Below are 10,632 nucleotides of genomic sequence, written 5' to 3'. Positions count from 1 at the left end.
CTATTTTATTTTTAATAAGTAACATTCTTAGGGAGAAATTTCTATTGAAAAACTGTTTTTATCTTTCTACAGAAAGAAAGTATTTTTTAGTAGAAAGATAAAAATCAATAAAGTAAAGTTAATTTAACCTAAATGAATTAGGGAGTTAATTTATTTCCTACTAGTTTTGCAGGTTATTAATATAATTAATTAAAAACAATACCATAACACAAATAACAAAAGTCAATAATGAAAAAATCAACCTTTCATAAAATTATTTTTTCTTTTTTAATTTTTCAGTTTAGCATTATAAATGCACAAGATAAATTTAATACTCCTTATGGAAATAATTCTGCAGTTGGGAAGTATGTAAAGATAAATGGAGCTAATATCTATTACGAAGAATACGGTAAAGGTGAACCTTTATTAATAGTTCATGGATGCGGTGCAGATATAAAAGCAATGGAGTATCAAATTGATTATTTTAAAGATAAATATAGGGTAATTGTAGCTGATAGTAGAGGTCAAGGTAAATCTGAATTGAAAACAGACTCTTTAACTTATACACAAATGACAAAAGATTTTGTGGAACTTATAAAATATTTGAAATTAGATGCAGTCAACATTCTTGGTTGGAGTGATGGTGGAATTTTAGCTTTAAAAATAGGAATAACTAATGAGGTTAAGGTGAATAAAATAGTAACTATGGGTGCTAATTTACGACCAGATACTACAGCTGTTAATAGCTGGGCATTAGAGCAAGTTAGAGAGATGCATGCAGAAACATTAACAATGATAATGAAAGGTGATACATCTAAAGATTGGAAAACAGAATTACAATTAGATAGAATGTTGTTAACCCAACCGAATATTAGCCATTTAGAGTTGAAAAAAATTAAAGCTTCTGTATTAATTATGAATGGAGATAGAGACATTATTAAAAATAAACATGCTGTAGAGATATTTAGCAACTTATCTACTGCACAATTATGTATAATGCCAGGTACTAATCATGGAGCCCCTCGTAATAAATCAAAAATGTTTAATGAAATTGTAAATGATTTTTTGAGTAAAGAATTTAATTATTCAGATAAAACACACTAACTATAATAGTTACATTTTTAAATAAAAATCTTTGGTAAGATTTATATAGGCATCAGTATACTGGTGCCTTTCTTTTTCAATAACTAATTCTTCTTGTATAATATCAGATTCTATAAAAGAAAACTCTAACAAACTTCTTTTAAACTCTGTGTTTTCATTTCCTTTTACGTGACATATTTTATTAGGAAAAAGATTATTTGATTTTGCTATTTTAATAAACTCTTTTTCTTCTTTAGATGGAATTATTACCGAAAATAAACCGTCCTTTGAAAGTAAATTACGTACTCCCTCAATTAATTCTTTAAAAGAAAGAGATGTTGTAAAGCGTGCTTTATTTCTTGCTAAATCAGCTGTTTCAAATTCATCATTGTAAAAAGGAGGATTAGAAACAATAAGATCATATTGTTCTTCTTCTTCAGTCATTTCAATAGCAAACTCGGTAAAAGGAGCATTATAGCAAAATAAGCGATCTCCCCAATCGGATTGCTCAAAATTCTCTACTGTTTGTTCATATGCATTTGCTTCTATTTCTACAGCATCTATAGTAGAAGCATTACTTCTTTGTGCTAACATTAAAGAAATAATACCAGTTCCTGAACCTATATCTAAAATAGTATCTGGATAATTGTTTAGTGAACACCAAGCTCCTAATAAAACAGCATCAGTGCCAATTTTCATAGCAGTTTTATCTTGATGTATTGTGAATTCTTTAAATTTAAATGGTTTCATTTATAAAATTCTTTCTAAAAGTTTTTCTGCATTTAACCATAAATAAAGAGCAATTGCTAATAATATTATAAAAAACAATCCTTTTTTAGGTTTTGTTCTTTTTCTATTTCCAAACCTTCTTTTAAACTCCATTTACTCTATTCTGAAAAATTACAATTCGAAGGTAAAACAAACCAATCTATTTACATTAATAAAAAGTAAATTTTATTTTTTTTTAAAAAAGTATAGGGTAAAAAGAAGTATAAAAGTATTAGATATGAAGCTAAACGTTTAGGTAAAAAAAATATTAATTTAAAATGGGGGATTATGAAATTATTTATTAATAGAATTCAGAGAATAGTAAAAATAATAAAACTTAGTATATCTATGAGTGATCTTGGTAAAGGTGCTGGATATGCTATCAAAAGGTAAAACTAAAATTTTAAAAATGAAAAAAATAAATTTATTAGGAACAGCAGTATTGGCTGTAATGATATTAACATCATGTTCAAATGATGAAATAGTAAATCCAAATTCAGAAGAGGATAATAAGTTAGAATTATTTAAATATTCTTTTGAAAAAAGCAATGAAGGTTTTTTAACAGCAAAAGAGAGTGATTATACAGCTAATACACCAGTGGTTAATCTTTCTGCAGATAAAAATCATTGTGGAAGGTTGTTTACCGGAACTTCTAAAACGTTTACAACTTGGAAAGGGTACAATTTTAAAGGTAATGATACTAGGTTTTTAGGGTTGAATATGGGGAATTGTAAAGGTGTTTTTGATGGGGTAGCTAAAAAGGATTTTAAGCTTTCAGTACCATTATTAAAAGGTAAAGGTAAAATTTTATTTAATTATTATAGGCCAGGAGACTTTACCGGTTGGGGATATGTATTTAAAGTGTATATAAGTAAAAAAGAAGAGAAAGATCCTTTTAAAAATTCAATTATACAGTTAGAACCAAGAATTGAGTCAAGTGGGTGGATTAGTTATGCAAAAGATTTAAATGTTGATTTAAAATCTGGAGATTATACACTGTATATTCATATGGTTGGGGCAGCAGCCATCGATGATATTTCATTAATAGAAAAAAAATAAAACTATAATTTTAGAAAAGATTTCTTAAAAAAAAGAAATCTTTTCTAATTGAAACTTAAAGCTAAATACAGTATCTTGGTTTGTGTATGATTAGTGATAAAAAGTCAATTTGTAATCCTATTGTTTTTGAAGAGGTTTACAAAACAAATATAAAAGCGCTGCGAAATTATATTTATTATAAATGTGGTGATGTATCGTTATCTGAAGATATTGTGCAAGATGCATTTATGAAAATATGGAAGAATTGCTCAAACATAATACCTAATACAGTTAAAGCATTATTATATAAAATGTCATTTAATTCACTCATGAGTTTTTTTTCTCATAAGAAGGTAGTTCTAGAACATGAAAAACTACAAAACCCTATTAATTCAACAAATGAAGATCCTGAGTTTTTACTTGAAGAAAAAGAATTTCTAAAGAAGTTACAACAAGCTATAGCTGAATTGAGGGATAAAGATCGAGAGGTTTTTTTGATGAATAGAATAGATAAAAAAAAGTACAGAGAGATAGCTGATGTTTTAGATATATCTATAAAAACGGTTGAAAAAAGAATGAGCAGTGCACTAAAAGAATTACGAAAAAAAATAGAAATCATTTAGTTTATGAATAATGAAAAATATAATATATTATTAGCTAAATGGCTGGAGAATGATATTTCTGAAGATGAATTAATTGTATTAAAGCAAAGAAAAGAGTTTGAAACATATTCTAAAATTGCAAAATATAGTTCAGAGTTTTATGTTCCTGGTTCTAATGAAAAAGAATTGTACAATCAGTTTTTAAATAAAACAAGAAATGAAAAAAAGAATAAAACTAAAAAAATAAGCATTGGTTATTGGGGAGCTAGTGTTGCTGCTGCTATATTACTTTTATTTGGAGTTTTTCAAATGAAAAATAGTTCAGTAGAAGAGTTTACAACAATGTATGGAGAACAATTAACAGTATTTTTACCAGATAGTTCCGAGGTTCTTTTAAATAGCAATTCTAAAGTGTCATTTTCTCCGAAACTTTGGAGTAAAACTAGAAAAGTAACTCTTAAAGGAGAAGCCTATTTTAAAGTGAAAAAAGGGGAGAAGTTCAAAGTGATAAGTAATGAAGGAGAAATATCAGTTTTAGGAACAGCTTTTAATGTTAATTCGCAATTAAACTTTTTAGAAGTTAAGTGTTATGAAGGCAAAGTATTGGTTAGCAGAAAAGGAGTGGAACATATATTGGTGAAAAATCAAGCTATTAGGCAAATTAAAAATGAAGCTTACGAAAATTGGAATATTGAAAGTTTTGAACCAATATGGAAAAATGGTGAAATTTCTTTTGATAATACTCCTTTAAAATATGTTGTTAATAAGATACAAGATGTTTTTGGGGTTTTAATAAAAACAAAAAATATAGATTTAGAAAGAAGGTTTTCAGGAAGTTTTTCTAATTCTGATCTAACCATAGCATTGGTAGCAATAACTGATACTATGGGATTCAAGTATGAAGTTAAAGAGAAAGAAGTTTTATTTTATAAATAGGTTATATGCGAAATTGTTTTTTTTTTCTAGTTGTTTTATTTGTTGCAAGTTCAGTGTTTACCCAGAATAAAGTAAAAAAAAAGAACTTATTAAAAACAGTGCTTACCAATATCGAAAGCAAGCATAATGTAAAGTTTTCTTATGCTGAAGAAACAATAAATAATAAATATTTTGAACTTCCTATTAATGGTGAAAATTTAGAGGACTTATTACAAAGCATTGAAAAAAAGGTAGGGGTTTATATAAATAAAATAAATGAACGTTATTATTCTATTGTAAAATATACTTCTAAAAAAATAAATATTTGTGGTTACATCAAAGATAGTTTAACAAATTATTCTTTGGAGCAAGCGACTATTGTTTTAAAAAATAAACAGAGCATAGGAACTACAACAGATTCTAATGGTTTTTTTAAATTAAAGAAAATCAGAATTAATGATACATTACAGGTGTCTTTTGCAGGTTACAAAACAATTCTTATGTTAGGGAACGACTTTTACAAAAAGAAATGTTTAGAAGTTAAATTAAAAGAAAAGCTTAATGTTTTAGATGAAGTAATTATTGCAAATTACCTTTCAACAAATACAATTAAAAATGATGATGGTTCTATTGTTATGAGACCCAAAAAACGTGGAGTTTTACCTGGTTTAACAGAGTCAGATGTATTATTAAGTACTCAGCAAATACCAGGGATTCAAAGCCCTGTAGAAACAGCCGCAGGAATTCATATTAGAGGAGGAACTCCAGATCAAAATTTAATTTTATTTGATGGTATTAAACTATACAATACAGCTCATTTTTTTGGTTCTATTTCAGCATTTAATCCAAATATTATTGATAAGGTAACAGTTTATAAAAATGCTTCTAATATTAAATACGGAAACCATATTGCTGGAGTAATATCTATGAATTCCATGGATGAAGTTCCTCAAAAACAGTCAACTGGATTTGGGGTAAATATGACCGCAATTGATGCTTTCACAACAATACCGTTAACAAAAAAAATAGGAATACAATTATCTATTAGAAGTTCACTGTCTGATTTTTTAAAAACCCCTACAATGAATAATATTTCTACTAAAGTGTTTCAAAATACAAGTATTTCAAAAGGAAATTTACTGGCAGAACAACCTTATGTAGAAGCAAAAAATGATTTTAGTTTTCTTGATATGAATACAAAATTTCTATACCAGTTAAATGAGAAAAATAAAATAACATTACAACAAATATTAATACATAACTCGTTAGATTATAGATTGCAAAATTTTAAAATAAATGATATAAGAAGCGATAAATTAAAAATTAAAAATTATGGATTTGGTGCTACCTGGAATTCAAAATGGAATACTAGTTGGAAGCATAATTTAAATGTATATCATGCAAAATATACCTTAGGGTATCAACGAGAAAAAAATAGAGCAAAAACTATATATGATTATACAAATAAAGATAATACAGTTAATGAATTAAGTTTTGATTTTTTGATAACAAAAGAGTTGAATAAAAAAAGTAGTTTTTTAATTGGCTATCAGTACGCTTTTAGTAACATTTTTTTTAATTTGGAGAAAAAAAACACTGTTGTTTTTTCTGAGTCTAAAAATAAAAATGATGGTAGTATTAATAGCCACAGTATATTAACGGGTTATAAATATAAAAACAAAGATTTTTTTATAGTAGATATGGGAGTAAGAACAACTTACCTATCATCATTAAATAAAGTTGTTGCAGAACCAAGATTATATACTCAATTGAAAATAGCACCTAATTTTTGGTTGAATGCTTCAGCGGAATTAAAACAGCAATACACCAGTAAAATTGTAGAGTTTTTTACTTCAGATTTTGGTTTAGAAAATAAATTATGGGCTCTTTCTGATAATGAAGAGATCCCACTTTTACAAAGTAAACAATTTACATTTGGAAGTATATTTAAGTATAAAAAATGGGTAGTTGATTTTGGAATGTACTATAAAAGTATAAATGGAATAACTTCTTTAAGTTCTGGGTTTAATAATTACAGTAAAACAGTTTTCAATGGTAGTGCTTTAATTAGAGGATTTGATTTGTTAGTAAGAAAAAAGTGGAGTAATAGATTAAATACTTGGTTTAGCTATAATTTAGGAAATACCGCTCTTACTTTTGATGGCTTTAATAGTAATCAATCTTTTAATGGGGGATTTAATATTTCAAATTCACTATACATAGCACAACAAATTAAATTAAGTAGTTGGGATTTATCTTTGGGGTGGACTTATAAAGCGGGTTTACCATTTAGTTCTTTGATTAATTTAAATCCTAATAATGGGTTAGAGATAGAAAAGTATAATAACTCCAATTTACCAGCATATCATAGGTTAGATGCGTCTGCTACGTATAATTTTTTTTGGGATAAGAAAAATAAGATTATATCTAAAGTAGGTATTTCTTTTTTAAACATTTATAATAGAAAAAATATATTAAAAAGAACAAGTGAAGTTTCTTATGATGATGCTTTTAAAGCTACTTTAAATACAATTGATACATACTCTTTGAGTTTTACTCCGAATATTATTTTTAGAGTGGAGTTTTAAGGTAGATTAATTTCTTTTGGTTCCTCTTAACATTTCTCTTTTTCCTGGAGGTCCTGGAAGTCGTTCAACAATAAATCCAACTTTTTGCATTGCTCTCCTAACACTTCCTTTTGCAGAATAAGTTACCAATACACCATCATTCTTTAGAGAAATAAACATTTTATTAAAAATTTCTTCTGTCCATAATTCTGGTTGAACTCTAGCTCCAAATGCATCAAAATATATTAAGTTGTAAGTATCTTCATCTTTAATCTCTTTAAATTTTTTTTGTTGTTTTAATAAGCTGAAGTTCGAAGTAATTTGGTGTTTCACTTCCCAGGAACAACTATGCATTTTGTTAAAATGAATAGCTTGTTTTTCTGCTTTTAAAGTAGATACGTAATTTAAACTTTCAATTTCTTTACCTGTAATAGGATAGGCCTCTACACCAACATAATTGATGCTTTTTTTAGATTCTAAAAAAGTAATTAAACAATTTAATCCAGTTCCAAACCCAATTTCAAGTATAGAAATTTCTTTTTTTTCGATAGTCTCTAAACCACTTTTAATAAATACATGATAAGCTTCTTGAATTGCTCCGTGTTTAGAATGATATTGTTCATCCCATTCTGGTAAATGTATAGTCGTTGAACCATCAGAGGTTATAATTATTTCTCTTTTCAAATTATTTAATTAATAACTTTTTAATTCTTGGTATTGGACCTGTACAAGTAGTTTGATGACAAGCAATACAGCTATTTACAGCTTGATTAAAGTTTGTTGTTAAAGAGTCTTTAGAACTAGTATATACTTTTTTCATATTTTGTATATAGAGGTTTGAAAACTGTTTAAAGCTAGATGTTCTGTCAGTAGAATCTGTTAATGTAGCTGTGTGTATTTTTAAATATCTTTCAGGAAAAGAATCAGGTATTTGACCTTTAAGTATTTTTTCTTTTAAATCTAAATTAACATGATACATAGTATTCATTAAAGCTGCCATTTCTGACTGCTTATACATGATTAACTCTGTATTCTTTTTCTCTTCTTTTTTACAAGAAAAAAGAAGAGAAATTAATATCAAAATTATGAGTGGTCTTCTCATTAGTTTTTTAGTAAAACACCATCGGCTTCAAAAGCATATGTGTATTTAGGATCGGTAATTTTTGCTATTTCTTCTTCGCTTTTACCCGCATCTTTAGCATAATGTTGTAAATCTTTTACTGAAGTTTCAGTGACAAAAGCTTTACCGTTAACAATAACTTCTTTTTTATCAGAGTTTAGTGGCATGAAAAATCCGTAATCTTTAAAACGTACCATAGATTCCTTTTCATTTCCTAAATCTAATTTCATCCAACATCCTTTTTTCTTACAAACTTCATTTATAGTAGACGCAAATTTTATATTTAAAGTGTCGCCAGATTTTAAATTTTGGAATTTAGCAAGAACATCTGTTTTTGACAAAGTATTATCACTAGAAATTTTTTCACCAAAAGATACATATTCAGATTTTTGAGAGCTTTTTTCTGTAGTAGTTTCTTTTTTTTCTGTTTTACAAGATAAAAATAGAGTAGCAACAACAAGAGTTGCAGTTAGTAGTTTTTTCATAATCAGTTGCTTAAAAATATAGAATAACAAAGATAGGTATATTTGTTTAACTCTTAAAGTAATGCTTTTGATACTTATTGTTTTTGTAACTTTGTTGTATTATAAAAATAGTAGTTTTATGGATATTAAAATTCAACCAATAAAAGAATCTAAAATTAGTCAAGTAGATTTTAACGATTTAAAATTTGGAAGTGTTTTTTCAGATCATATGTTTGTCTGTGATTATGTAGATGGGAAATGGCAAAATCCTAGTATAGTACCTTATGGTCCTATAACTTTAGATCCCTCTGCTAAAATTTTCCATTACGGACAATCTATTTTTGAAGGTATGAAAGCTTATAAAGATACAGAAGGTAATACTTTGTTGTTTCGTCCTTTAGATAATTGTAAGAGATTAAATATATCTGCTAAAAGAATGGTAATACCAGAAATTCCAGAAGATTTATTTATGAAAGGTTTAAAAGAATTATTGAAGGTTGATAATGCTTGGATACCAACTAATGAAGGAAGTTCGTTATATATTCGTCCTTTTATGTTTGCCACAGGAGAAGGTTTTCATGCATCACCTGCTGATGAGTATAAATTAATTATATGTACTGCGCCCTCAGGAGCTTATTTTTCTGGAAAAGTAACAGTTCTAATTGAAGAGAAATATGCAAGATCAGCCAACGGAGGTGTAGGTTTTGCAAAAGCTGGAGGTAATTATGCTGCTCAATTTTATCCTACTCAGTTAGCTATAGATAAAGGGTATAATCAGGTTGTTTGGACAGATGATAATACACATGAATATATTGAAGAGGCAGGAGCAATGAATGTTTTTATCAGAATTAACGATACTTTAATAACTAGCCCTACAAGTGATAGGATTTTAGATGGTATTACTCGTAAAAGTATACTTCAATTAGCAGAAGATAATAAAATACCATTTGAAGTGCGTAAAATAACAGTTAAAGAAGTTGTTGAAGCAGCAAAGAGTGGTGAATTAAAAGAAATGTTTGGAGCTGGTACTGCTGCTGTTATTTCTCCTATAGCTGGTTTCGGGTATAAGGAAACTGATTATGATTTGCCAGAAATTGAAAACTCATATGCTTCAATTTTTAAAGAAAAACTACTTAATATTCAATATAATAGAGGAGAAGATATTCATAATTGGAGTGTTAAAGTATAAAAAGGATAAAATATTTTCTCCAAAAAAGAGTTAATTATATTAAAAGTATAATTACTTAAATGGGAGAGAATGAAAAATATACTGCTTACAATGTTATCTATTGTAGCTGGTTTTGGAATAAGCTTTTTTAGTATAAATACTTATTTGAAAACAAATGATTTAGCTGAAGTAAAAACTGAATCGGAAGTTACAAACAATAAATTAATATTAGACTTAAAGTCTAGTGATGTTCAAAAGAGCTTTAAGAGTTGGGATTTATATTCAAAAAAGAATATTGATTTGATGTCAACTTTTAAAGCTCTTGATGAAAATGGTGAAAATATTAGTAAAGGTGCTTTTTTAAATTTATTAAGAATAGGTTCTTATTTACCTATGAAAAGAGTTGATAAAAGAGAACTTTCTTATCAATTAGTATCTTTAAAAAACACTTCTGAAGTAAAAATTAAAAAATCAATAAAGAGTTTAGCGACTAATGCAAATCATTATTTTAGAATGGAAGGAAAACGACTTCCAGCTTATGAATTTGTAGATTTAAATGGTGTGTCTTATAATAAAAAAGACACAAAAGGTAAATTACTAGTATTGAAATGTTGGTTTATTACTTGTAAGGTTTGTGTAGAAGAATTTCCTGAGTTAAATAAGCTAGTAGATAAATACAAAGATGAAAAAGTAGCCTTCGTTAGTTTGGCCTTTGATGAAAAAGATAAGCTAATTAAATTTCTAAAAACAAAAACATTTAAATATCCAACCATACCAATGCAAAAAAAATACATGTCCAAGAAATTGAAAGTTAAACAATATCCTACACATGTAATTGTTGACACTAATGGGGTTATTATTAAGATGGTTAATAATGTACGTACTTTAACCTTTGAGTTAGATCAAATTTTAGGTAAATAAAATTAA

General features: G+C 27.2%; 12 protein-coding genes. 7 read left to right on the top strand and 5 right to left on the bottom strand.

The features are described from left to right. Positions 1 to 228 precede the first annotated feature (228 nt). Complete coding sequence (locus DS884_RS11580) at positions 229 to 1,083, top strand: alpha/beta fold hydrolase (RefSeq protein WP_113786864.1); 855 nt, start codon at positions 229 to 231, stop codon at positions 1,081 to 1,083. Positions 1,084 to 1,092: 9 nt separating this feature from the next. Here DS884_RS11580 and DS884_RS11575 read toward each other — a convergent pair whose 3' ends face one another. Both DS884_RS11575 and DS884_RS18740 read right to left on the bottom strand, forming a co-directional pair. Next, on the bottom strand, positions 1,093 to 1,812 hold the full coding sequence (locus DS884_RS11575) for a tRNA1(Val) (adenine(37)-N6)-methyltransferase (RefSeq protein WP_113786863.1): 720 nt from the start codon (positions 1,810 to 1,812) through the stop codon (positions 1,093 to 1,095). Further along, a complete protein-coding gene (locus tag DS884_RS18740) occupies positions 1,813 to 1,944 on the bottom strand; it encodes a hypothetical protein (protein ID WP_255405147.1) in 132 nt (43 codons plus the stop codon). Between the two features lie 295 nt (positions 1,945 to 2,239). On the opposite strand from DS884_RS18740, the gene DS884_RS11570 reads away from it, so the two are divergent. The 4 genes from DS884_RS11570 to DS884_RS11555 all read left to right on the top strand — a co-directional run bounded on the left by DS884_RS11570 (position 2,240) and on the right by DS884_RS11555 (position 6,974). Continuing rightward, on the top strand, positions 2,240 to 2,890 hold the full coding sequence (locus DS884_RS11570; protein ID WP_147239405.1) for a hypothetical protein: 651 nt from the start codon (positions 2,240 to 2,242) through the stop codon (positions 2,888 to 2,890). Between the two features lie 86 nt (positions 2,891 to 2,976). Further along, on the top strand, positions 2,977 to 3,492 hold the full coding sequence (locus tag DS884_RS11565; protein WP_093870326.1) for an RNA polymerase sigma factor: 516 nt from the start codon (positions 2,977 to 2,979) through the stop codon (positions 3,490 to 3,492). Between the two features lie 3 nt (positions 3,493 to 3,495). Beyond that, complete coding sequence (locus DS884_RS11560; protein ID WP_113786861.1) at positions 3,496 to 4,407, top strand: FecR family protein; 912 nt, start codon at positions 3,496 to 3,498, stop codon at positions 4,405 to 4,407. Positions 4,408 to 4,412: 5 nt separating this feature from the next. After that, positions 4,413 to 6,974: a TonB-dependent receptor gene (locus tag DS884_RS11555; RefSeq protein WP_113786860.1), complete on the top strand. Its 2,562-nt coding sequence runs from the start codon at positions 4,413 to 4,415 to the stop codon at positions 6,972 to 6,974. A 6-nt stretch (positions 6,975 to 6,980) separates the two neighbouring features. On the opposite strand, the gene mnmD is transcribed toward DS884_RS11555, so the two are convergent. Genes mnmD through DS884_RS11540 form a run of 3 tightly spaced genes read right to left on the bottom strand, consistent with a single transcriptional unit; the run spans position 6,981 to position 8,558 of the window. Further along, positions 6,981 to 7,637, bottom strand: coding sequence for a tRNA (5-methylaminomethyl-2-thiouridine)(34)-methyltransferase MnmD (gene mnmD, locus DS884_RS11550; protein ID WP_113786859.1), 657 nt, complete (start codon positions 7,635 to 7,637; stop codon positions 6,981 to 6,983). A gap of 1 nt (position 7,638) precedes the next feature. Continuing rightward, entirely contained in the window at positions 7,639 to 8,055 is a 417-nt protein-coding gene (locus tag DS884_RS11545) for a hypothetical protein (RefSeq protein WP_113786858.1), read from the bottom strand. Beyond that, a complete protein-coding gene (locus DS884_RS11540; RefSeq protein WP_093870331.1) occupies positions 8,055 to 8,558 on the bottom strand; it encodes a DUF4920 domain-containing protein in 504 nt (167 codons plus the stop codon). Before DS884_RS11540 ends, DS884_RS11545 begins: the two co-directional genes overlap by 1 nt. 118 nt (positions 8,559 to 8,676) lie before the next feature. Between DS884_RS11540 and DS884_RS11535 the strand changes: the two genes are divergently transcribed. Both DS884_RS11535 and DS884_RS11530 read left to right on the top strand, forming a co-directional pair. Further along, positions 8,677 to 9,726, top strand: coding sequence for a branched-chain amino acid aminotransferase (locus DS884_RS11535; RefSeq protein WP_093870332.1), 1,050 nt, complete (start codon positions 8,677 to 8,679; stop codon positions 9,724 to 9,726). Between the two features lie 69 nt (positions 9,727 to 9,795). Further along, complete coding sequence (locus DS884_RS11530; protein WP_113786857.1) at positions 9,796 to 10,626, top strand: TlpA family protein disulfide reductase; 831 nt, start codon at positions 9,796 to 9,798, stop codon at positions 10,624 to 10,626. The last annotated feature ends 6 nt before the right edge of the window (positions 10,627 to 10,632 follow it).

The organism is Tenacibaculum sp. E3R01 (assembly GCF_003318185.1).
Lineage (GTDB): Bacteria > Bacteroidota > Bacteroidia > Flavobacteriales > Flavobacteriaceae > Polaribacter > Polaribacter halocynthiae.
Note: the sequence above shows the minus strand (reverse complement) of the source record. Positions and strands in the feature narration are given on the sequence as shown.

Bases quoted from the DNA above. Each gene is read 5' to 3' on its own strand.
- DS884_RS11565 (WP_093870326.1), top strand. From the start codon at position 2,977: ATGATTAGTGATAAAAAGTCAATTTGTAATCCTATTGTTTTTGAAGAG.
- DS884_RS11545 (WP_113786858.1), bottom strand. From the start codon at position 8,055: ATGAGAAGACCACTCATAATTTTGATATTAATTTCTCTTCTTTTTTCT.
- DS884_RS18740 (WP_255405147.1), bottom strand. From the start codon at position 1,944: ATGGAGTTTAAAAGAAGGTTTGGAAATAGAAAAAGAACAAAACCTAAA.
- DS884_RS11530 (WP_113786857.1), top strand. From the start codon at position 9,796: ATGAAAAATATACTGCTTACAATGTTATCTATTGTAGCTGGTTTTGGA.
- DS884_RS11575 (WP_113786863.1), bottom strand. From the start codon at position 1,812: ATGAAACCATTTAAATTTAAAGAATTCACAATACATCAAGATAAAACT.
- DS884_RS11535 (WP_093870332.1), top strand. From the start codon at position 8,677: ATGGATATTAAAATTCAACCAATAAAAGAATCTAAAATTAGTCAAGTA.
- DS884_RS11555 (WP_113786860.1), top strand. From the start codon at position 4,413: ATGCGAAATTGTTTTTTTTTTCTAGTTGTTTTATTTGTTGCAAGTTCA.
- DS884_RS11560 (WP_113786861.1), top strand. From the start codon at position 3,496: ATGAATAATGAAAAATATAATATATTATTAGCTAAATGGCTGGAGAAT.
- DS884_RS11540 (WP_093870331.1), bottom strand. From the start codon at position 8,558: ATGAAAAAACTACTAACTGCAACTCTTGTTGTTGCTACTCTATTTTTA.
- DS884_RS11570 (WP_147239405.1), top strand. From the start codon at position 2,240: ATGAAAAAAATAAATTTATTAGGAACAGCAGTATTGGCTGTAATGATA.
- DS884_RS11580 (WP_113786864.1), top strand. From the start codon at position 229: ATGAAAAAATCAACCTTTCATAAAATTATTTTTTCTTTTTTAATTTTT.